Here is a 20,950-nt window from a genome sequence, read left to right as displayed (position 1 = left end):
CCCCGCGATTGCGTCAGGCCAGGCTGCGATGTTGCTCCTGCTGACACCATCGCGGGGCAAGCCCGCTCCCACGGGCCGTAAATCAGTGGCGGAAGTGGCGCATGCCGGTGAACACCATCGCGATACCGGCCTCGTCGGCGGCGGCGATGACTTCGGCATCGCGCATCGAGCCGCCCGGCTGGATGACCGCGCTGATACCCACTTTAGCTGCGTTGTCGATGCCGTCACGGAACGGGAAGAACGCATCCGAGGCCATGACCGCACCCTGTACCTGCAGGCCAGCATGTTCGGCCTTGATGGCCGCGATGCGCGCCGAGTTGACGCGGCTCATCTGGCCGGCGCCGACACCGATGGTCTGGCGCTGCTTGGCGTAGACGATGGCGTTGGACTTGACGAACTTGGCGACTTTCCAGGCGAACACCAGGTCGTGGACTTCCTGTTCGGTCGGCGCACGCTTGGTGACGATCTTCAGGTCATCGGCAGTGATCATGCCGATATCGCGGCTCTGCACCAGCAGGCCACCGTTGACGCGCTTGAAGTCCCAACCGGCGGCACGCTCGGCTGGCCACTCGCCGCACTCCAGCAGGCGTACGTTCTGCTTGGCGGCCACGACGTCGCGGGCGGCCTGGGAGATTTTCGGGGCGATGATCACTTCGACGAACTGGCGGTCGACGATGGCTTGCGCCGTTTCGCCATCCAGCTCACGGTTGAAGGCGATGATGCCGCCGAAGGCCGATTCGGTGTCGGTGGCGTAGGCCAGGTCGTAGGCCTTGCGGATGCCGCCTTCGTTTTCCGGCACGACTGCGACGCCGCACGGGTTGGCGTGCTTGACGATGACGCAGGCCGGCTTGACGAAGCTCTTCACGCATTCCAGCGCGGCGTCGGTGTCGGCCACGTTGTTGAACGACAGCTCCTTGCCTTGCAGCTGGATGGCGCTGGAGATGCTGGCTTCGCCTTTCTTCGCTTCAACGTAGAACGCCGCGCTCTGGTGCGGGTTCTCGCCGTAGCGCATTTCCTGGGCCTTGACGAACTGGCTGTTGAAGGTGCGCGGGAACTCGCTGCGGCCTTCGGTGGACAGGGTGGCCTGGGTCTGGTCGATGCTGCCCATGTAGTTGGCGATCATGCCGTCGTAGGCGGCGGTGTGCTCGAACGCCTTGAGCATCAGGTCGAAGCGCTGGGCGTAGGTCAGGCCGCCGGCCTTCAGGCCTTCGACGATACCGGCGTAGTCGCTGGCGTTGACCACGATGGCCACGTCTTTGTGGTTCTTGGCTGCCGAACGGACCATGGTCGGGCCGCCGATGTCGATGTTCTCGATGGCGGTCGGCAGATCGCAACCCGGCTTGCTGATGGTGGCTTCGAACGGGTACAGGTTGACCGCGACCAGGTCGATCGGCTTGATACCGTGCTCGTTCATGATGGCGTCGTCGGTGCCGCGACGGCCGAGGATGCCGCCGTGGATCTTCGGATGCAGGGTCTTGACCCGGCCATCCATCATTTCGGCGAAGCCGGTGTAGTCGGCCACTTCCACCGCGTTGACGCCGTTGTCCTTGAGCAGCTTGTAGGTGCCGCCGGTGGACAGGATCTCGACACCGAGCTGTTGCAGCTCACGGGCAAATTCGAGGATCCCGGTCTTGTCGGAGACGCTGATCAAAGCGCGGCGGATCGGCAGGCGGGTAGTCTGGTCGGTCATTTCAGATTCCATAACGCGGTGGAGTCAGCAAAAAAGGCGCCTCGTTACGAGCGCCTTTTTGGTTGGGGTTCTGGCCTTACAACAGATCGTACTGCTTGAGCTTCTTGCGCAGCGTGCCTCGGTTGAGCCCGAGCATCTCGCTGGCCTTGGTCTGGTTGCCCTTGACGTAGTTCATCACGCTTTCGAGCAGGGGCGCCTCGACTTCGGAGAGCACCAGGTTGTACACGTCCGTGACGGTAGCGCCTTCCAGGTGGGCGAAGTAGTTGTGCAGCGCCTTCTCGACGCTGTCGCGCAGGGTCTGGCCCTCCTCGCTCGGCGTGTTCAGGTGCTGCTTGAGGTTGGCGTTATCGCTCACGGGCGTTGTTCCACTCACAATTGTCTCGGTCATCATCGTCATGCGGCCACCCCTTGTTCGTCCTCTGTCCCAAGGCTCTGTCGACGTTCGGCGAAATAAGCCTGAACGTTGGCGCACTGCGCTTGTGTGTCTTGCAAAGCGTTGAACTGGCTGCGGAACTCCTTGCCGCCAGGTCGGGTTGCCAGGTACCAGCCAACGTGCTTGCGGGCGATCCGCACGCCCATCACATCGCCGTAGAAGGCATGCAACGCGGCCAGGTGTTCCAGCAGAATGCGTTCCACTTCGTCCAGCGCAGGGGCGGGCAGGTGCTCGCCAGTGCGCAGGTAATGCTCGATCTCGCGGAAAATCCACGGCCGCCCCTGGGCGGCACGGCCGATCAGCAGGCCGTCGACCCCGGTGGCGTCCAGCACCGCCCGGGCCTTTTCCGGCGAGGTGATGTCGCCGTTGGCGAATACCGGGATCGACACCGCCTGCTTGATCGCGGCGATGGTGTCGTACTCGGCGTCACCGGTGTACAGGTCGGCGCGTGTGCGGCCATGCACCGCCAGCGCCTGGATGCCGGCCTGTTCGGCGATCTTCGCCACGTTCAGGCCGTTCTTGTTCGCCCGGTCCCAGCCGGTGCGAATCTTCAGGGTCACCGGCACCTCGACAGCGCCGACCACAGCGTGGAGGATCTCGCTGACCAGGGCTTCGTCTCTCAATAAAGCAGAGCCGGCGGCCTTGTTGCAGACTTTTTTTGCCGGGCAACCCATGTTGATGTCGATGATCTGGGCGCCAGCTTCGACGTTGGCCCGTGCAGCGGCTGCCATCATCTGCGCGTCACCACCGGCGATCTGTACCGAGCGCGGCTCGGGATCACCTTCGTGGATGCGGCGCAGGCTCGACTTGCGGCTGTTCCACAGGCTCATGTCGCTGGACACCATTTCCGACACCACCATGCCCGCCCCCAGGCGTTTGCACAGCGTACGGAAAGGTTGGTCCGTGACCCCGGCCATTGGCGCAAGGATCAGGTTGTTGTGCAGTGTGTATGGGCCGATGCGTACCGCCGACATAGGTGTTCCCTGTTGTGGGGCCGAATCATTGGAGTCGAAAAAGGGTGGGCATAATACCCGCTCTCGATGACTGGATAAAGAAGGATTTGGATAAAATCTGAACAGTTGTCGGCTTATGACATTTGTGTGGGTTGGTGCGGACCTCGTGGGAGCGGGCCCAATGTGCGATGCCGGCGTAGCCGGTACCATCCATCGCGGGGCAAGCCCGCTCCCACGTGCCCAATGCGCGATGGCGCAGCCCGCAGGGCTGCATGATCTGCCACAGGTTTGGTGATCACTCCGGCGAGCGGAAGCTCAGGCTGTAGTTCACTGCCTTGGGCCCCGGGTCGAGGATGTCCAGGGCGATGTGGATCGGTGTCTGGCTGGGCATCTCGCCGCGGCCTGCCAGCTCCCCCGACAGGTACTCGCTGGGCTTGAAGCGCCGGCTGGCGATCAACTGGCCATTGAGGTCGGCGAAACGCAACTCCAGCAGCGGGAAAGGCTGGGCGAAGGGGGCGCGGTTGTAGATGATCGCATCGACGATCAGCGCGCCTTTGAAGTCAGGGTGGCTGCGCACCACCAGGTTGCTGCTCTTGATCCGCGAGATGTCGACGCGGGTCGGCACCTCGCAGCCGACCATCGGGCACAGTTGCTGGAACCACGGGCGGTACTGGTCCTGGCGAGCCATTTCGTCGAAGTGGTACCAGATGTACTGGAATGCCAGCAAGCCGGCCGCCAGCAGCGTCAGTAGCCCCCACAACAAGCGCTTGCCCCAGTTCGGGGCGGGCTTTTCCCAGCCCAGTTGCAAGGGGTCGTCGACCACATCGACCAGCGGCTCCTTGCGCGTGCGCTCGGGTTTGAGCGCCAGGCTCGGCTCCACACGCTCGTCGGGCTGTTCGTCCAGTTCGTCTGCATCGCGGGCCGACAGGCGTTCGCTGCGCAGGCCGTCGTCCAGTGCCGACAGGCCAGGCTCGGGGAGCGGCTCGTCGCGGCTGGACAAGCGTTCGACCGGCGCGTCGAGGTCATCATCCTGTGCTGGCTGGCTTACGGCTGGCTCGTCGTCGAGGTCGAGTTCGGCGCTGCCCAGGGTCGGTTCGGTGCGTTCGTCGGCAGCCGGTTCCAGGTCCAGCGGCTCCTGTTCGACCAGTACCGGCGCCTCCGTGTGCTGCGCCACGGGCTCGACGGGGTCGTCGGTGGCGGTGCCGAATGGCTCGTCGCTGTGTTCGTCGATGCCGTGCTCGTCACGGCTGGCATGCAAGGTGGGTGCTGGTGTGGCGGCCCGCCGGTCGCCGGGGCTGCGCCGTTCCAGGCGAGCCAGCTCCTGATCGAGGTCGAAGTCTTCCAGCGCCTCGGCGGTGCTGGCCCAGTCCTGCTTGACCGGCGGCACCGGCTCGATGGCCGGCGCCACGACCTGTGCCACGACCGGCTCGGCCGCCTGCTCAGGCTCGGCGGCCGGGGCGGCTGGCTGCCCCGTCGCCGCGCGATTCTGCTCCAGCAACTGCTTGGCGGCGTTGAACACCTGCAGGCAGTTGCCGCAGCGCACCACGCCACGCGCCACACTCAACTGGTGATGGGTGACGCGAAAGCTGGTCTGGCAATGTGGGCACTGGGTGACGAAACTGTCGGTCATGCGGCGGTCCGGGGGGCTGTGCAGGTATTGAGTCTAGGCGCGCTTAGCGACGGCGACCACTGATCCGTACCCAGCCGTCGCGCACGGCAATCGGGTCCAGGTCGAAGTCGGCGGCGTAGGCCGCGGCCACTTCCTCGCCCTGTTCGGCAAGGATGCCCGACAGCGCCAGCAGGCCGCCGGGGCGTACCAGGCCGGACAATTGCGGCGCCAGCGCCACCAGCGGGCCGGCCAGGATGTTGGCGACCAGCACGTCGGCCTGCATGGCCGGCATGTGCTCGGGCAGGTAAAGGGGGAACCTGTCGTCGGCGATGCCATTGCGCTGGGCATTGTCGCGCGAGGCTTCCAGCGCCTGCACGTCGATGTCGGTACCGACCGCTTCACGGGCGCCGAGCAGCAGCGCGGCGATGGCGAGGATGCCCGAGCCGCAGCCGAAGTCCAGCACCTGGGTGCCTTGCAGCTGTTGGCCGTCGAGCCATTCCAGGCACAGCGCAGTGGTCGGGTGGGTGCCGGTGCCGAACGCCAGGCCCGGGTCGAGCAGCAGGTTGACCGCGTCCTTTTCCGGCGCCTCGTGCCAGCTCGGCACGATCCACAGGCGCTGGCCGAAGCGCATGGGCTGGAAGCCGTCCATCCAGCTGCGTTCCCAATCCTGGTCCTCGATCACCTCGGCCTGGTGCTCGGGCAGTGCGGCGCCGGTCAGCAGGGCCAAGTGGGCGAATACCGCGTCGGGCTGGGTGTCGGCCTCGAACAGCGCCAGCAGGTGGGTGTGCGACCACAGCGGGGTGGTGTTGAGGTCCGGTTCGAAGATCGGCTGGTCTTCGGCGTCCATGAAGGTCACCGACACAGCACCCACTTCCAGCAGGGCGTCTTCGTAGGTTTCGGCTTGTTCCGGGCTGATGGCCAGGCGTACTTGCAGCCAGGGCATGGCGGGCACCTTTGGTAAATCGACAGGGGCAGCCCGAGGCTGCGCGAAAGGGCGCCAGTTTACGTCAGGCGGGCGCTAAAAGGGAGTGAGGCAGCGAGCGGGGCATGGCAATAGATACCGCGGATCCGTTTCTGGTCAGCGTCAGACTGCAGGCACATTCACTGTGAGGTACTGATGATGACCAACCAAACACTGGACGCGCGGATGACGCAATGGGGCGAAATCGTCGAAGAGCGTCTGGCCACGCAGATGTCGCTGCAGGCGGTGATTGAAGAGCAGATTGCGGTCGAATTCCAGTTTCTGGTGCCCGAAGTGGCGTTCACCCCGGAGCTGCTGTCGGCGCTTTACCAGGCCTCGGTCATGCGGGCCAGCGGGTTGTTTGCGGAGACTGAGGCAGGCGCCGAGCAGCCATGACGAGAGCAGGTGCCGGCAAGCCAGCATGAAAGCGTGGAAATCGTGATCGAAAGTGTCAGTGTGCGTTTCATCACTGCCTATGACGACGCCCTGCGGCGCCACTGGTCGCGACGTCCCGCGGATCTGCTGGATTCGACGCTTTATGTGCAGCGCCTGCGCGAGGTGCTGTTCGATCATGTGATGGACCTGCAGGCACTGCTGGAGCAAGGTCATGCGGGTGATGCCCTGCATGGGCATGTCCAGGCCTACCAGCAGGCTTGGTCCGAGCAGGCGCCCTCGCTCCTGTTGGCCTAGCAGAAGGGGCAGCGTAATTCGTGTGGGAGCGGGTTTACCCGCGAAGCAGGCGGCGAGGTGGATGGCACCGGCTCTGCCGGTGTTCGCGGGTAAACCCGCTCCCACAGGATAGGTGACGCTTTGACGCCAAGCGTTGTAACTGTGGGGGGCTGGCAGGCCATAAAAAACCCCGGCACGGGGCCGGGGTTCTTTCATCTCGCTAACGCGATCACTCCTGGTTGGCCAGTTTGTGCTCGAGGTAGTGGATGTTGACGCCGCCTTTGCAGAAACCTTCATCACGCACCAGGTCGCGGTGCAGCGGGATGTTGGTCTTGATGCCGTCGACGACGATCTCGTCCAGGGCATTGCGCATGCGCGCCATGGCTTCGTCGCGGTCCTTGCCGTAGGTGATCAGCTTGCCGATCAGCGAGTCGTAGTTCGGCGGAACCGAATAACCGCTGTACAGGTGCGAATCGACGCGAACGCCGTTGCCACCCGGGGCGTGGAAGTGCTTGACCGTGCCTGGGCTCGGGATGAACTTCTTCGGGTCTTCGGCGTTGATCCGGCACTCCAGCGAGTGACCACGGATCACCACGTCTTCCTGGCGGAACGACAGCTTGTTGCCAGCGGCGATGCTGAGCATCTCCTTGACGATGTCGATGCCGGTGACCATTTCCGAAACCGGGTGCTCGACCTGGACGCGGGTGTTCATCTCGATGAAGTAGAAGCGGCCGTTCTCGTACAGGAACTCGAAGGTACCGGCACCGCGGTAGCCGATCTCGACGCAGGCGTCGACGCAACGCTTGAACACTTCCTGGCGGGCTTTCTCGTCGATGCCCGGGGCCGGCGCTTCTTCGAGAACCTTCTGGTGACGGCGCTGCAGCGAGCAGTCACGGTCGCCCAGGTGCACGGCGTTGCCCTGGCCGTCGGACAGTACCTGCACTTCCACGTGACGTGGGTTGGTCAGGAACTTCTCCAGGTAGACCATCGGGTTGCCGAACGCAGCACCGGCTTCGGTACGGGTCAGCTTGGCCGATTCGATCAGGTCTTCTTCCTTGTGCACCACGCGCATGCCGCGACCACCACCGCCACCGGCGGCCTTGATGATCACCGGGTAACCCACCTCGCGGGCGATTGCCAGCGCGGTTTCTTCGTCTTCCGGCAGCGGGCCGTCGGAGCCCGGAACGGTCGGCACGCCCGACTTGATCATGGCGTCCTTGGCCGACACTTTGTCCCCCATCAGGCGGATGGTGTCAGCTTTCGGGCCGATGAAGATGTAGCCGGAGTTTTCCACCTGCTCGGCGAAGTCGGCGTTTTCCGCGAGGAAGCCGTAACCCGGGTGGATGGCAGTGGCGCCTGTCACTTCAGCAGCGGCGATGATCGCCGGGATGTGCAGGTAGGATTCCTTGGACGGCGCAGGGCCGATGCAGACCGTCTCGTCCGCCAGGCCCAGGTGCATCAGTTCCTTGTCGGCCTTGGAGTAGACGGCGACGGTCTTGATACCCAGCTCTTTACAGGCACGCAGGATCCGCAGGGCAATTTCCCCGCGGTTGGCGATCAGGACTTTTTCGAGCTTCCCAGACATCGTTGGCTCTCCGCGGTTCAAACGATGGTGAACAGCGGCTGGTCGTATTCAACCGGCTGACCGTCTTCTACCAGGATGGCGTCGATCACACCGCCGATTTCGGATTCGATGTGGTTCATCATCTTCATGGCTTCGACGATGCACAGGGTGTCGCCCTTCTTCACGGTCTGGCCCACTTCGGCGTAGTTCGGCGAGGTCGGCGAAGGCTTGCGGTAGAAGGTGCCGACCATCGGCGAGCGCACCACGGTGCCTTTCAGGGCCGGGGCGGCAGCAGCGGCTTCGGCAGCCGGGGCAGCAGCAGCGGCAACCGGGGCGGCGACAGGCGCGGCCATCGGAGCAGGTGCGTAGTACTGTTGAGCGGCCGGGGTCTTGCTGTTACGGCTGATGCGAACGGACTCTTCGCCTTCCTTGATCTCCAGTTCGTCGATGCCGGACTCTTCCAGCAGTTCGATCAGCTTTTTGACTTTACGGATATCCATTAATCAGCAACTCCCAAGGTTCGTTCGGGGACTTAATTTGAAAACGTGTCGAAAACGTTTCTTCTGAGCCTTGGCCGGTGGGCCAAGGCCTTGTGTCATCAGGGCTGTGCGTTGGCAGCCAGGTGTTCCAGCGCAGACTCCAGGGCCAGCCGGTAACCGGTGGCGCCCAGGCCGCAGATCACCCCTACGGCAACATCGGAGAAGTAGGAGTGATGACGGAACGGCTCGCGTTTGTGCACGTTGGACAAGTGCACTTCGATGAATGGGATGCTCACCGCGAGCAATGCGTCACGTAATGCGACGCTGGTGTGGGTGAAAGCGGCCGGATTGATCAGGATGAAGTCCACGCCTTCGTTACGCGCGGCGTGGATACGGTCGATCAATTCATATTCGGCATTGCTCTGCAGGTATTGCAGATGGTGGCCGGCGGCGCGGGCGCGCTGCTCCAGGTCCTGATTGATCTGCGCCAGCGTGGCTGCGCCATAGTGGCCCGGTTCGCGGGTGCCGAGCAGGTTCAGGTTGGGGCCGTGCAGCACCAGTAGGGTTGCCATCTGCGATTCCTTGGTTTTGTAGGGCAATTCGACATAGCGCGGCGACTATGCCGCAAGCGGCGATGAGTGTCCAGTTCCCGGCAATAGCCAGCACGATGACCGAGATTCGCGCAAAGTATGTGACCAGATGATTAACTCTGGTCACTTGTTACCGGTTTTTTCACCGGTCGCGGGAAGTTATAGACCGAGTTGGCCGCGCACGCGCGCCAAAACCTGCGCAAAATCGCCGGCGTTTATCTCTCCGATCACTCGATCAGTGGTCATTTCGCTGCCGTTCGCCGCAAAAAACATCAGCGCCGGCGGGCCGAACAGGCGGTAGCGGTCGAGCAGGGCGCGCTGTTCGGCGTTGCTCTGGGTGATGTCGAAGCGCAGCAGGCGGAACGCGCCCAATTGTTTGACCACAGGCTCGGCGTTGAGTACTTCGTGCTCGATCACCTTGCAGCTGATGCACCAGTCGGCGTACCAGTCGAGCAGCACCGGTTGGCCTGCGGCCTTGGCCTCGGCCAGGGCCGCGTCGAGGGCGGCCGGGGTGGTGAGGGTCTGCCAGGCATCGGCCTTGGCCTGCGTTGGGGCAGTGGCCGCGACCGGTGCAGGCAGCGGGCGCAGCGGGTCGCCCTGGCCGTTCAGGGCGCCGTACCAGCAGGCCAGTGAGTACACCAGCAGTACCAGGCCGAGCAGCTGCGCCAGGCGTTGGCGCGGTGACTTGACCACGAACTCCAGGGCGCCAAGGAACAGCGCCACGCCAGCGGCCAGCAGGCCGACCAGCAGCAGGGTCAGCGGCCCCGGCAGCACGCGGCTGAGCAGGCCGATGGCCAGGCCCAGCAGCAGTACGCCAATGGCGTTTTTAACGCTGTTCATCCACGGGCCGCTTTTCGGCAGCCAGGCCGCACCGCCGGTGGCCACCAGCAGCAGCGGGGCGCCCATGCCCAGGCCCAGGGCGAACAGTTTCAGCGCGCCGCCCACGGCGTCGCCGCTGGCGCTGATGTACAGCAGCGCACCGGCCAACGGCGCCGAAACACAGGGTGAAACCAGCAGGCTCGACAGCACGCCCAGCACTGCCGCACCCAGCAGCGAGCCGCCTCGGGTGTGGTTGGCGACCTTCTCCAGGCGGTTGCCCAGCGCCTGTGGCAGCTTGATCTCGAACAGGCCGAACATGGCCAGGGCGAACAACACGAAGAACCCTGCGAACGGCACCAGCACCCAGGCCGACTGCAGGCGCGCCTGCAGGTTGAGGCCGGCGCCGAACAGGCCCATCAGCGCCCCCAGCACGGCGAAACTGGCCGCCATCGGCAGCACATACGCCAGCGACAGCGACAGGCCCCGCAGGCCGCCGACCTGGCCGCGCAGCACCACCCCGGAGAGGATCGGCAGCATCGGCAGCACACAGGGTGTGAAGGTCAGGCCAAGGCCAGCCAGGAAGAACAGCGCCAGGGACTTCCAGTTCCAGCCTGTTTCGCCAGTGGCCGGCAGCGCGCCGCCTTCACCCTCGATGCTCAGCCGTTCGGTTTCCGGCGGGTAGCACAGGCCCTTGTCGGCGCAGCCCTGGTAGCCCACCAGCAGGGTGAAGGCGCGTTGATCGGTGCGTGGCAGCTCGATGTCCAGTACGCCGTGGTACACCTCGACGTCGCCGAAGAACTCGTCGTGCTTGGCCTCGCCCTTGGGGATGTTCGGTGCGCCCAGGGTGATGTCTGCAGGCTCGGTGCGGAACTGGAAACGGTGGCGGTACAGGTAGTAGCCGTCGGTGGCGACGAAGCGCAGCTTGATGGTTTGCGCGTCGGCCTGCACCAGGCTGAGCTTGAAGGCTTCGTGTACCGGCAGGAAGTCGGCGCTGTTGGACAGCGAGGCGGCGCCGAGGGTGGCGCTGGGGCGGTTGTCGAGCAGGCCGCTGGCGAAGGCGGGGCTGGCCAGCAGCAGGAACAGCAGGAAAAACAGGCGGCGCATGGCGGACTCGCGAGGTGGAACTTGGCGGGCATCATAGCGGAGTTGGCGAGGCCATGGGCCATCGCGGGGCAAGCCCGCTCCCACGAGGTGACACCGGCCTCGTGGGAGCGGCGGTTCGTGGGAGCGGGCTTGCCCCGCGATGCGTTCAGAGCCTGAACGCGCGTACCGCGGTGTTCAACTCCCCGCCCAGCTTGAGCAACTGCTCGCCCTGCTCGCGCCCTTCACCGATACGCTGCAGGTTGTCCTCACCCAGCTCGTGAATTCGCTCACTGTGCCCGCGAATCTCGCTCACCGCGCCGGTCTGTTGCGCGGTCACATCGGCAATCCGCACGGCGGTGTCGGCAATGGTGCGGATGGCGCTGACGATCTCGTCCAGCGCGCCATCGGCCGATTGCGCCTGGTTGGCGGTGGCCTCGGCATGCTCCAGCTGGGTGCGCATGCCGTCCACCGAGTCGCGGGCGGCCTGCTGCAGGCGGTCGATCAGCGCCTGGATCTCGCCGGTGGCGCCGGTGGTGCGCTGGGCCAGCGAGCGCACTTCGTCGGCGACCACGGCAAACCCCCGGCCCATTTCACCGGCCCGGGCGGCTTCGATGGCGGCGTTGAGGGCCAGCAGGTTGGTCTGTTCGGCAATCGCGCGGATCACGGTGAGCACTCCGCCGATGGTGGCCGACTCCTCGGCCAGTTGTTCGATCATGCGGGCGTTGCCCTGCACCTCGTCGACCAGCGAACGCAGCCCGGACAGGCTCTGGCCGATCACCGTCTGGCCCTGCTCCACCGCACGCCCGGCGTGGTGGCTGGCCTCGGCTGCGGCGCTGGCATCGCCGGCCACCTGCTGGATGGTCGCCTCCAGCTCGCCCAGGGCATCGCGGATCTGCGCGGTGTCGCCGGCCTGGCGTTCAGCGCCGTCATGCAGGGCGCTGCTCATGCCGGCCAGGGCGTGGCTGCTGCCGGCCACCTGCTCGGCGTTGTGGCGCAGGGTGCCCACCAGCTCCACCAGGTACTGGCGCAGGCGGTTCAGCGACTCCTGGATGTCGTGCAGTTCGCGGTTGGTCTTGCCCAGCTCGATGGTGTGGGCGAAGTCGCCCTCGGCCCAGCGCGACAGGGCCGGCGCGAGGCTGCTCAGGGTGCCTGCCAGGCGCCGCTGCAGGGTATCGATCAGCAGGGCGATGAGCAGGATCAGGCCGATCATCAGGCCCTGGAGGATACGCACTTCACCGGCGATCTTGCCGTGCTGGGCGCGCACCTGTGGCTCCAGCCCGGCGATGGCCTGCTGCACGGCGTCCAGACGCTCCCCAGTGCTGGCGGCGAGGGCGGCGCGCCGCTCGATCTGCTCGCGGGTGCGTTGCAGCTCGGCGGGGTAACGGTTGAGCAGGCTTTGCAGCTCGCGCTTGAGGCCGACCGCGACGTCTTCCTGCTGGGCGCTGGTTTGCGCGTCCAGGCCCATCATGGCGGCGAAGTCGTCGGCGTTGGATTCGGCGGCGCGGGTTACCCCCAACAGCGGCAGGCCTTCGAGGGTCTGGGCCTGGGCGGCGATCAGTTGCAGTTCGCGCTGCACTTCATCGGCCAGTTCGGCGCGGCCACTGCTGACCAGCTTGTCGCGGGCCAGCGACAGCCGGCCCAGGTGCAGGGTGGCCTCCATCAGCGGCGCAAGGTAGCGGCCGGCCTCGGCGCTGCCGCTGTCGCGGGCGTAGCCTGCCAGTTGTTCAAGGTTGGCCCCCAGCTCGCGCTCGGCCTGCAACAGCAAGGCCTGCGGGTCGCCAGCCAGCTTGCCGGCGGCCAGCAGTTCGTTGGCGGTGAAGGCCTGCAGGCTGTCGAGGCTCGGGCGCAGTTCGCCCGACAAGTCCTCGGGCCAGTCAGCCAGGGCGGCCTGGAGTTGCTTGTTGGCTTCCACGGCGGCGGCATGGCGCAGGGCGTCACCGCTGGCCAGGTAGGCCTGGGTGTTGCGCGCTGCTTCGTTCTGGAACTGCTGCGACAGGCCCAGATAGCGCTCCATCAGTTGATAGGGGCGCTCCAGCGCACGTTGCGACCACCACAGGGTCGCGCCCAGGGCGATGCACACGGTTACCAGCAACAGGGTGTTGAAATTGGTCAGCCACTTCAGGCGCATAGCCGCGGACTTCCTGCGGGGAGTGGAGGTAGGTGCCTGAAGTTATTGCGGTTTTGTGACGAGGTGATGACGCCGCGGCGTTGACGCCAAAAATAAGTGGCACAGTGCCGGTATCGGGGTGGATGGCACCGGCTCTGCCGGTGTTCGCGGGTAAACCCGCTCCCACAGGATACGCGCCGCTTTGACGCCAAGCGTTGTATCTGTTGGGGCGCAGCCTGCGATGAGTTAAACGCAGGCAGTACAAGACAGTTGCTCCTACACAGAGCGGTGGCGCAGGTTACGGATCGACCCGCACCACGCAATTGCGCCCGGCATGCTTGGCCCGGTACAGCGCTTCGTCCGCCGCACTGGCCATGGTCAGCGCATCGAGGCTGTCATCCAGCTGCACCACGCCGCCGCTGAAGGTGCACTGCAGGTCGTGCGGCTGCGCCGGGTAATGGATCTCGGCAAAGCGCCGGCGGATGTCGTCGAGCACCTTGTGCGCGGCAGCCAGCCCGGTGTTGGGCATGACGATGGCGAACTCCTCGCCGCCATAACGGCCGATGAAGTCGGTCTTGCGCAGGCGTTGCTTGAGGAACAGCGCCAGGCTCTTGATCACCCGGTCGCCCATGGGGTGGCCATGGCGGTCGTTGATTTTCTTGAAGTGGTCGATGTCGAGCATGGCGAAGCACAGCGGCTGCTCCTCGCGCCGGGCGCGGAAGCTGCAGTCTTCGAGCAATTGCAGGATGTGGGTGTGGTTGTACAGCCCGGTGAGGCTGTCGCGGACCATGCGCGCCTTGAGGTGGCGGGCACGGGCGGCGCGGTTGCGCACGGTGGTGATCAGCTGGCGCGAGCGGATCGGCTTGGTGAGGAAGTCGTCGCCGCCTTCGCTCATGGCGTCGAGCTGCTTGTCCAGGTCGTCCTCGGCCGACAGGTAGATGATCGGCACGCTGACATAGCGGTCGTTGTGGCGGATCACCTTGGCCAGCTCCGGGCCGGTGCAGGCGGGCATGTACAGGTCGAGGATGATCAGGTCGGGCTGGAAGTCGGCCAGCTCGCTCATGGTGCGGATCGGCTCGGTGAGGGTGCGGGTGATGATCCCGGCGCTGTTGAGCAGGCGCTCGGTGTGCAGGGCCTGGGCGCGTGAGTCGTCGATCACCAGCACACGGAACGGGTCGTACTGGGTGGCGCTGGTCAGCAGCTCGACTTTTTCCAGCAGGCTGGAAGCTTCCAGGGTGCCGGTGAGGAATTCCTGGCCGCCGGCGCGCACGGCGGCCAGGCGGGTGGGGGTATCGGTTTCGTGCAGGCTGAAGAACAGCAGCGGGATGTGCTGCTCCAAGCCTTGCTGGGCCTGGGCCGCCAGTTGCAGGCCGACGCCGGGGCCGGTGAAGTCCACGTCCATGATGATGGCCGCCGGCAGGCGCTCGCTCATCGACGCCTGGAAGGCGTTGGCGCTGCACAGGGCCTGCACGGTCAGGCCGAAGAACTCCAGTTGCTGGGCCAGGCGCTCGGCGCGCTCATGGTCCTGCAGGACGATGTACACCGGTTTGCGCAGGGGCGGCAGCGGTACGTTGTCGAGCTGGTCGCCCTTGCGCAGGCCGGTGCGCGACAGGCGTTGCATCAAGCGGTTGAGTTCGGCGATCAGTTCGGAGTTGAGCCGCGCGCTGTTGGCTTCGATCGCGCGCAGCGTCTGGCCGATGGCGGTGGACAGGCTGCCGTGCTCGGGTTGCTCGAAGCGTTCGGCGTAGCGCTGCAGCCGCAGGTTGGCTTCACCCAGCTCGCCCAGGCCGGCGCTCGACCATTCACCACGTTGCAGGCGCTGCCAGATTTCGAGGATCTGCCGGGCCTGGTGGATGACCCGCTGGGCAAAATGCTGCTTGAGGCGCTCGTGGCTCGGGTCGGCTGGCTGGGTCATGTCCTGACTGCTTGTTAGTAGAGGAGGTGCAGGTTCAGTGATGGCTCTATGCTAGCACCGCTTTTCCGACAAGCGAGTGCCCAGGGTCAACAAAGTGTTCGGGGACGATTATTCAGTTGCCGACCCGTTGGTCGCTTATACGAATGGCGGCGTCTGCTTTATAGTGCTGCCACGCGGGCTTGCCGTGGCACCCTGGCGCCAACCAGAGGTCCAAGCCCTGTACCGTCTCCACTGATCAAGGACAATGCCATGCTGGATTGGAAAAACCGCGAGGCCAAAGCCGAGCCTCGCGAGCGGGTTGAAACCCGTGGCTCGGCCACCCGTAGCTATCTTGGCGGCCTCTGGAGCCGCGCCTTGGGGACCCTGATCGGTCTGTACCTGCTGGTCTGCCTGGGCCTGGGTTGGTACTGGAGCGAGGAGCCGGCACTGTTCCCGGTGCAGCAGAACGCCCAGGCCGCCGCCGAGCGCAACGGCCAGCAGATGGTGATCGGCTACACCACAGTCGAAACCCTCAAGACCGTTGCCGGCACCCTGCTCGACAAGCCGGGCGGCTACATCTCCAACGACCGTTTCCCGCCCGGGCTGTGGATGGACAACATGCCGAGCTGGGAATATGGCGTGCTGGTCCAGGTCCGCGATTTGTCCCGCGCGTTGCGCAAGGACTTCGCCCGTTCGCAGTCGCAGTCCACCGAAGACGCCGACCTGGCCAAGGCCGAGCCGCGCTTCAACTTCGACAACAAGAGCTGGATCCTGCCGTCGAGCGAGTCGGAGTTCGAAGAGGGCATCAAGTCGCTCAGCCGCTACCAGAACCGTCTGGCCAAGGGCGACCAGGGCGCGATCTTCTATACCCGTGCCGACAACCTCAACAACTGGCTGGGTGACGTCGCGACCCGCCTGGGTTCGCTGTCGCAACGGCTGTCGGCCAGCGTTGGCCGGGTCAAGCTCAACAACACCCTGAAGACCGAGTCGGTGGCCCCGGGCCAGGCGCCCCAGGTCGATGAAGAAGTGGTCGAAACCCCGTGGCTGCAGATCGACAACGTGTTCTACGAGGCCCGTGGCCAGGCGTGGGCGCTGTCGCACCTGCTGCGCGCCATCGAGGTCGACTTTGCCGACGTGCTGGCGAAGAAGAACGCCACGGTCAGCGTGCGCCAGATCATCCGTGAGCTGGAAGCGTCCCAGGAAGCACTGTGGAGTCCGATGGTGCTCAACGGCAGCGGCTTTGGCATGTGGGCCAACCACTCGCTGGTAATGGCCAACTACATTTCCCGGGCCAACGCCGCGGTCATCGACCTGCGCCAGCTGCTGTCCCAGGGCTGACATGGCCATCAGCCCTGCCGAGGTCGCGCACCGCGCGGCCTCCGACGCCGAACGGGTGGCCTGGGTGGATGACCACGACCAGCCGCTCGGCGCCTTGCCGCGGGCCGAGCTGCGTGAGCGTGGCCTGATCGGGCGCTGCACCTTCATTCTGCTGTTCAACAGTGCCGGCGACTTGTGCGTGCACCGGCGTACCTTGAGCAAGGCGCTGTATCCCGGCTATTGGGATGTGGCGGCGGGCGGTATGGTCGGGCATGAAGAAAGCTATGCCGACTCGGCGGCCCGGGAGCTGGAAGAAGAACTGGGGGTGAGCGGCGTTGCGTTGCGCTTCCACGAGAAGTTCTACTTCGACCAGCCGGGCAATCGGCTGTGGTGCGCGGTGTTTTCGGCGGTGTGGGACGGGGCGTTGCGCTTGCAGCCCGAAGAGGTGAGCGAGGCGCGGTTCATTCCTGTCGAGCAGGCCCAGGCCGAAAGCGCGCAGCGACCGTACTGCCCGGACTCGCTGGCGGCGTTGCAGCGGTACCAGGCTAGCCTGATCTGACCGATCGCGGGGCAAGCCCGCTCCCACGATATGAAGTGCAATTGCGTGGGAGCGGGCTTGCCCCGCGATGAGGTCGCAAAACATTCGTAAATTGGCGCAATCCTGTACTTAGCAAGCGCCGGATTTATCGTTACACTGCGCGCCCTTTTCGGGCTGCCGCACAACCTTGCGGCAGTAGCGCCGCCCCTGCCAGAGTGGGGCTTCGCGGTCGGCTCCCGTCGGCCAGTTTTTGTCCTCAGCACAGAGGCACAAAAGTGACCAAGAAAGCTTCTTCCTTCGCCGCCCTTGGCGGTCTCGTTTACTCCACCGATGCCGGTCGGCACTGCCCCGACTGTGGCAAACCGGTGGACGCCTGCATCTGCAGCCAGCAAGTCATCCCCGAAGGCGACGGCATCGCCCGCGTGCGCCGCGAAAGCAAAGGCCGCGGTGGCAAGACCGTGACCACGATCAGCGGTGTGCCGCTGCCCCTGGACCAGCTCAAGGAGCTCGCCACCGCCCTCAAGCGCCGCTGTGGCACCGGCGGCGCGCTCAAGGACGGGGTCATTGAAATCCAGGGCGACCACGTCGAGCTGTTGCTCGGCGAGCTGATCAAGCAGGGTTTCAAGGCGAAAAAGTCCGGCGGCTGAGGCCGTCACGGGATTTTTGCCCAAGGCTTTCTAAACTCGGTTCTGTGCGCGCGGTCTACCTGCGGGCACGGACGAATCGTCATTTTCAGCTTCTACACTGCGCCCGCCCCTTGCGGGGCAGTGTCTTCGACTTATCCATAGGGGACTTGAATGTCCGTACGACGCACACGCAAAGACGATGGTAGCCAATGGACCGTGGCGGACAGCCGCAGTGTTTACGGCATCCGCCATTGGGGCGCGGGTTATTTCGCCATCAATGAAGCCGGGCGCGTCGAAGTGCGCCCCAACGGCCCGGGCAGCGCCCCGATCGACCTGTACGAACAAGTCGATGAACTGCGCCAGAGCGGCCTGTCGCTGCCGCTGCTGGTGCGCTTCCCGGACATCCTGCAGGACCGCGTGCGCCAGCTGACCGGCGCGTTCGACGCCAACATCGCGCGCCTGGAATACCAGAGCCAGTACACCGCGCTGTACCCGATCAAGGTCAACCAGCAGGAGGCGGTGGTCGAGAACATCATCGCCACGCAGAACGTCTCCATTGGCCTGGAAGCCGGCTCCAAGCCCGAGCTGCTGGCGGTGCTGGCGCTGGCCCCGAAAGGCGGCACCATCGTCTGCAATGGTTACAAGGACCGCGAGTTCATTCGCCTGGCACTGATGGGCCAGAAGCTCGGCCATAACGTGTTCATCGTGATCGAGAAGGAATCCGAGGTCGCCCTGGTGATCGAAGAGGCCGCCGAGCTCAAGGTGAAACCGCAGGTCGGCCTGCGCGTGCGCCTGTCGTCGCTGGCGTCGAGCAAGTGGGCCGACACCGGTGGCGAGAAGTCCAAGTTCGGCCTGTCCGCCGCCCAGCTGATCTCGGTGGTGCAGCGCTTCCGTGACGCCAAGCTGGATCAGGGCATCCGCCTGCTGCACTTCCACATGGGCTCGCAGATCGCCAACCTGGCCGACTACCAGCACGGTTTCAAGGAAGCGATCCGCTACTACGGCGAACTGCGCGCCCTGGGCCTGCCGGTCGATCATATCGACGTCGGCGGTGGTCTGGGCGTCGACTACGACGGCACCCACTCGCGCAACGCCAGCTCGATCAACTACGACATGGACGACTATGCCGGCGTGGTGGTCGGGATGCTCAAGGAGTTCTGCGACGCGCAGGGCCTGCCGCACCCGCACATCTTCTCCGAGAGTGGCCGTTCGCTGACCGCGCACCACGCCATGCTGGTGATCCAGGTGACCGACGTCGAGAGCCACAACGACGAAGTGCCGCGGATCGAGAACAAGGAAAGCCTGCCCGAGACCGTGCAGTGGCTGGCCGACCTGCTGGGCCCGACCGACATCGAGATGGTCACCGAGACCTACTGGCGCGCCACCCACTACATGGGTGACGTGGCTGCGCAGTACGCTGACGGCAAGCTGACCCTGGCCGAGAAAGCCCTGGCCGAACAATGCTACTTCGCCGTGTGCCGCCGCCTGCACAACTCGCTCAAAGCCCGCCAGCGCTCGCACCGCCAGGTGCTCGACGAGCTGAACGACAAGCTGGCCGACAAGTACATCTGCAACTTCTCGGTGTTCCAGAGCCTGCCGGATACCTGGGCCATCGGCCAGGTGCTGCCGATCATCCCGCTGCACCGCCTGGACGAAGAGCCGATGCGCCGCGCGGTGCTGCAGGATCTGACCTGCGACTCCGACGGCAAGATCAACCAGTACGTCGACGAGCAGAGCATCGAGACCAGCATGCCGGTGCATGCGGTCAAGGAGGGCGAGGACTACCTGCTGGGCGTGTTCCTGGTCGGTGCCTACCAGGAAATCCTGGGTGACATGCACAACCTGTTCGGTGACACCGACTCGGTGAACATCTACCAGAATGCCGATGGCAGCGTGTACCACGCCGGTATCGAGACCCACGACACCATCGAGGACATGCTGCGCTACGTGCACCTGTCGCCGGAGGAGTTGATGACCCACTACCGCGACAAGGTGGCCAGCGCCAAGATCAGTGCCCGCGAGCGGACTCAGTTCCTGGATGCCTTGCGCCTGGGGCTGACCCGGTCTTCGTACCTGTCTTCTTGAGGTCTATTGGGGCTGCTTTGCAGCCCTTCGCGGGTAAACCCGCTCCCACGGTTGCGAGTCAGCCCTGTGGGAGCGGGTTCACCCGCGAAGGGCCGCAAAGCGGCCCCGGGCGTCACTGAATCCAAAGCCGATTCTGCTGCAACCGCCACCCCACCCATCCCAGCGTCACCGCCCGCAGCGCCATGAACAGCAAAAAGGCCAACCACAACCCATGGTTGCCCAACCCGCTCAACCCCAGCGCAAAGGGCAGGGCGATCAGCACCGACAGCAGCATTGCATTGCGCATCTCCCGCGCCCGCGTGGCGCCAATGAACAACCCATCCAGCAAGTAACTCCACACCGCGATCAAAGGCAGCAGCGCCAGATACGGCAGGTACGGGTACGCCGCCTCACGCACGCTGGCGATATCGGTTTGCAGGTCGATGAACAAATGCCCGCCCAGCAGGAACAGCACGGCAAAGCCCAGGCTGACGATCAGCGACCAGCCGCAGGCCACCACCAGTGCGCCGCGCAGGCTGTCCCGGTCGCGCGCGCCAATGGCATGGCCGCACAGGGCCTCCACCGCATGGGCCAGGCCGTCGAGCGCATAAGCGGTGAGCAAAAGGCCGTTGAGCAGCAGGGCATTGGCCGCCACCGTCGCCTCGCCCAGGCGCGCGCCCTGCAGGGTCAGCAGCAGGAACACCAGTTGCAGTGCCAGGCTGCGCAGGAAGATATCGCGGTTGACCGCCAGCAGCGGTCGCCAGGCCTGCCAGCGTTGCAGCGCGGCCCAGGCAATGTGCCCGGGGTAGGCGCGCAGCGCCGGGCGGGTGAGGGCCAGGCCCAGCAGCGCACCGCTCCATTCGGCAATCACCGAGGCCCGGGCCGAGCCGATCACGCCCCAGTCCAGGCCCAGCACGAACCACAGGTTCAGGGCGATGTTGAGCAGGTTGGTGGTCAGCAGGATCGCCAGCGGTGCCCGGGCGTTCTGGGTGCCGAGGAACCAGCCGACCAGGGCATAGCTGGCCAGGGCTGCCGGCAGGCCGAACAGGCGGGTGTGGAAGAAGGCTTCGGTGGACGCGTGCAAGGCGGCGCTGGGCTGTATCGCCTGGAGCGCCAACTGACTGAAGGGCAGGGCCAGCAGGCCGATCAGCACGGCGAACGCCAGTGCCAGCAACAGCCCTTGCACCAGCACCTGGCGCAGCGCGGCGCCGTCGGCACGGCCGGCGGCCTGGGCGGCGAAGCCGGTGGAACCCATGCGCAGGAAACCCATCAGGCCGACCATGAAGGTGAACAGCGTGGCGCCGACGGCCACCGCCCCCAGCTGATGGGCATGGGGCAGGTGGCCGATCACCGTGCTGTCGACCAGCGCCACCAGCGGCACCGAGATGTTGGACAGGATCATCGGCGCGGCCAGGCCCCAGACCTTGCGGTGGGTGGGGCGGTGGTGCCAGGCGGTGGACAGTGAAGACATGTGGGCTCCAGCGGGGATGCAAATAGGGCAATCGCGGGGCAAGCCCGCTCCCACGAGGACATCAACATGGCGTGGGAGCGGGC

17 protein-coding genes and 1 pseudogene are annotated in these 20,950 nt (G+C 65.3%); 6 read left to right on the top strand and 12 right to left on the bottom strand.

The window, feature by feature from the left end; genetic code table 11:
* Positions 1-82: 82 nt before the first annotated feature.
* From purH to prmA, 5 genes are all read right to left on the bottom strand, one after another.
* Positions 83-1,690 (bottom strand): bifunctional phosphoribosylaminoimidazolecarboxamide formyltransferase/IMP cyclohydrolase, encoded by a 1,608-nt coding sequence (gene purH, locus ACO6VM_RS26235; protein ID WP_401060228.1) that lies wholly within the window; start codon positions 1,688-1,690, stop codon positions 83-85.
* A 76-nt stretch (positions 1,691-1,766) separates the two neighbouring features.
* Positions 1,767-2,087, bottom strand: coding sequence for a DNA-binding transcriptional regulator Fis (fis, locus tag ACO6VM_RS26230; RefSeq protein WP_125465705.1), 321 nt, complete (start codon positions 2,085-2,087; stop codon positions 1,767-1,769).
* Positions 2,084-3,097, bottom strand: coding sequence for a tRNA dihydrouridine synthase DusB (gene dusB, locus ACO6VM_RS26225; protein ID WP_110992941.1), 1,014 nt, complete (start codon positions 3,095-3,097; stop codon positions 2,084-2,086). Before dusB ends, fis begins: the two co-directional genes overlap by 4 nt.
* Before the next feature lie 274 nt (positions 3,098-3,371).
* Positions 3,372-4,706, bottom strand: coding sequence for a DUF3426 domain-containing protein (locus ACO6VM_RS26220; RefSeq protein ID WP_401060226.1), 1,335 nt, complete (start codon positions 4,704-4,706; stop codon positions 3,372-3,374).
* A 43-nt stretch (positions 4,707-4,749) separates the two neighbouring features.
* Positions 4,750-5,628, bottom strand: a complete 879-nt coding sequence (gene prmA / locus ACO6VM_RS26215) for a 50S ribosomal protein L11 methyltransferase (RefSeq protein ID WP_125860577.1) — start codon at positions 5,626-5,628, stop codon at positions 4,750-4,752.
* 177 nt (positions 5,629-5,805) lie between these two features.
* Here prmA and ACO6VM_RS26210 point away from each other — a divergent pair, with 177 nt between their 5' ends.
* Both ACO6VM_RS26210 and ACO6VM_RS26205 read left to right on the top strand, forming a co-directional pair.
* On the top strand, positions 5,806-6,042 hold the full coding sequence (locus tag ACO6VM_RS26210; protein WP_422404024.1) for a hypothetical protein: 237 nt from the start codon (positions 5,806-5,808) through the stop codon (positions 6,040-6,042).
* A 9-nt stretch (positions 6,043-6,051) separates the two neighbouring features.
* A complete protein-coding gene (locus ACO6VM_RS26205) occupies positions 6,052-6,336 on the top strand; it encodes a hypothetical protein (RefSeq protein WP_422404023.1) in 285 nt (94 codons plus the stop codon).
* 208 nt (positions 6,337-6,544) lie between these two features.
* Here ACO6VM_RS26205 and accC read toward each other — a convergent pair whose 3' ends face one another.
* The 6 genes and pseudogenes from accC to ACO6VM_RS26175 form a co-directional block, all read right to left on the bottom strand.
* Entirely contained in the window at positions 6,545-7,900 is a 1,356-nt protein-coding gene (accC, locus tag ACO6VM_RS26200; protein ID WP_401060222.1) for an acetyl-CoA carboxylase biotin carboxylase subunit, read from the bottom strand.
* Between the two features lie 17 nt (positions 7,901-7,917).
* Entirely contained in the window at positions 7,918-8,379 is a 462-nt protein-coding gene (gene accB / locus ACO6VM_RS26195) for an acetyl-CoA carboxylase biotin carboxyl carrier protein (RefSeq protein ID WP_232884650.1), read from the bottom strand.
* A gap of 98 nt (positions 8,380-8,477) precedes the next feature.
* Complete coding sequence (gene aroQ, locus ACO6VM_RS26190; RefSeq protein ID WP_011535870.1) at positions 8,478-8,930, bottom strand: type II 3-dehydroquinate dehydratase; 453 nt, start codon at positions 8,928-8,930, stop codon at positions 8,478-8,480.
* Positions 8,931-9,107: 177 nt separating this feature from the next.
* Entirely contained in the window at positions 9,108-10,871 is a 1,764-nt protein-coding gene (locus tag ACO6VM_RS26185; protein ID WP_422404022.1) for a protein-disulfide reductase DsbD, read from the bottom strand.
* 145 nt (positions 10,872-11,016) lie between these two features.
* Positions 11,017-11,532: pseudogene (locus ACO6VM_RS26180) on the bottom strand (methyl-accepting chemotaxis protein); the annotation flags it as partial.
* 1,723 nt (positions 11,533-13,255) lie between these two features.
* On the bottom strand, positions 13,256-14,872 hold the full coding sequence (locus ACO6VM_RS26175; RefSeq protein ID WP_258643341.1) for a response regulator: 1,617 nt from the start codon (positions 14,870-14,872) through the stop codon (positions 13,256-13,258).
* A 249-nt stretch (positions 14,873-15,121) separates the two neighbouring features.
* Here ACO6VM_RS26175 and ACO6VM_RS26170 point away from each other — a divergent pair, with 249 nt between their 5' ends.
* The 4 genes from ACO6VM_RS26170 (at position 15,122) to speA (ending at position 19,417) form a co-directional block, all read left to right on the top strand.
* A complete protein-coding gene (locus ACO6VM_RS26170) occupies positions 15,122-16,189 on the top strand; it encodes a DUF2333 family protein (RefSeq protein WP_401060215.1) in 1,068 nt (355 codons plus the stop codon).
* 1 nt (position 16,190) lies between these two features.
* Positions 16,191-16,727 carry an NUDIX hydrolase gene (locus ACO6VM_RS26165; protein WP_401060213.1) on the top strand — a complete coding sequence of 179 codons (537 nt, stop codon included), beginning with the start codon at positions 16,191-16,193 and terminating at the stop codon, positions 16,725-16,727.
* A 254-nt stretch (positions 16,728-16,981) separates the two neighbouring features.
* The gene (locus ACO6VM_RS26160) at positions 16,982-17,353 is read left to right on the top strand and encodes a translation initiation factor Sui1 (protein WP_125465688.1); all 372 of its coding nucleotides are present in this window, start codon (positions 16,982-16,984) and stop codon (positions 17,351-17,353) included.
* A gap of 150 nt (positions 17,354-17,503) precedes the next feature.
* Positions 17,504-19,417: an arginine decarboxylase gene (gene speA, locus ACO6VM_RS26155; RefSeq protein WP_401060211.1), complete on the top strand. Its 1,914-nt coding sequence runs from the start codon at positions 17,504-17,506 to the stop codon at positions 19,415-19,417.
* A 112-nt stretch (positions 19,418-19,529) separates the two neighbouring features.
* On the opposite strand, the gene ACO6VM_RS26150 is transcribed toward speA, so the two are convergent.
* The gene (locus ACO6VM_RS26150; protein ID WP_422404021.1) at positions 19,530-20,867 is read right to left on the bottom strand and encodes an MATE family efflux transporter; all 1,338 of its coding nucleotides are present in this window, start codon (positions 20,865-20,867) and stop codon (positions 19,530-19,532) included.
* Positions 20,868-20,950: the final 83 nt, after the last annotated feature.

The organism is Pseudomonas sp. GZD-209 (assembly GCF_049310485.1).
Classification (GTDB): domain Bacteria; phylum Pseudomonadota; class Gammaproteobacteria; order Pseudomonadales; family Pseudomonadaceae; genus Aquipseudomonas; species Aquipseudomonas sichuanensis.
The sequence above is the reverse complement of the archived record's forward strand: the minus strand, read 5'-3'. Positions and strand labels throughout refer to the sequence as shown.

Coding starts and splice junctions, on each gene's coding strand:
- purH (WP_401060228.1), bottom strand. CDS start 1,690: ATGACCGACCAGACTACCCGCCTGCCGATCCGCCGCGCTTTGATCAGC.
- fis (WP_125465705.1), bottom strand. CDS start 2,087: ATGACGATGATGACCGAGACAATTGTGAGTGGAACAACGCCCGTGAGC.
- dusB (WP_110992941.1), bottom strand. CDS start 3,097: ATGTCGGCGGTACGCATCGGCCCATACACACTGCACAACAACCTGATC.
- ACO6VM_RS26220 (WP_401060226.1), bottom strand. CDS start 4,706: ATGACCGACAGTTTCGTCACCCAGTGCCCACATTGCCAGACCAGCTTT.
- prmA (WP_125860577.1), bottom strand. CDS start 5,628: ATGCCCTGGCTGCAAGTACGCCTGGCCATCAGCCCGGAACAAGCCGAA.
- ACO6VM_RS26210 (WP_422404024.1), top strand. CDS start 5,806: ATGACCAACCAAACACTGGACGCGCGGATGACGCAATGGGGCGAAATC.
- accC (WP_401060222.1), bottom strand. CDS start 7,900: ATGTCTGGGAAGCTCGAAAAAGTCCTGATCGCCAACCGCGGGGAAATT.
- accB (WP_232884650.1), bottom strand. CDS start 8,379: ATGGATATCCGTAAAGTCAAAAAGCTGATCGAACTGCTGGAAGAGTCC.
- aroQ (WP_011535870.1), bottom strand. CDS start 8,930: ATGGCAACCCTACTGGTGCTGCACGGCCCCAACCTGAACCTGCTCGGC.
- ACO6VM_RS26185 (WP_422404022.1), bottom strand. CDS start 10,871: ATGCGCCGCCTGTTTTTCCTGCTGTTCCTGCTGCTGGCCAGCCCCGCC.
- ACO6VM_RS26175 (WP_258643341.1), bottom strand. CDS start 14,872: ATGACCCAGCCAGCCGACCCGAGCCACGAGCGCCTCAAGCAGCATTTT.
- ACO6VM_RS26170 (WP_401060215.1), top strand. CDS start 15,122: ATGCTGGATTGGAAAAACCGCGAGGCCAAAGCCGAGCCTCGCGAGCGG.
- ACO6VM_RS26165 (WP_401060213.1), top strand. CDS start 16,191: ATGGCCATCAGCCCTGCCGAGGTCGCGCACCGCGCGGCCTCCGACGCC.
- speA (WP_401060211.1), top strand. CDS start 17,504: ATGTCCGTACGACGCACACGCAAAGACGATGGTAGCCAATGGACCGTG.
- ACO6VM_RS26150 (WP_422404021.1), bottom strand. CDS start 20,867: ATGTCTTCACTGTCCACCGCCTGGCACCACCGCCCCACCCACCGCAAG.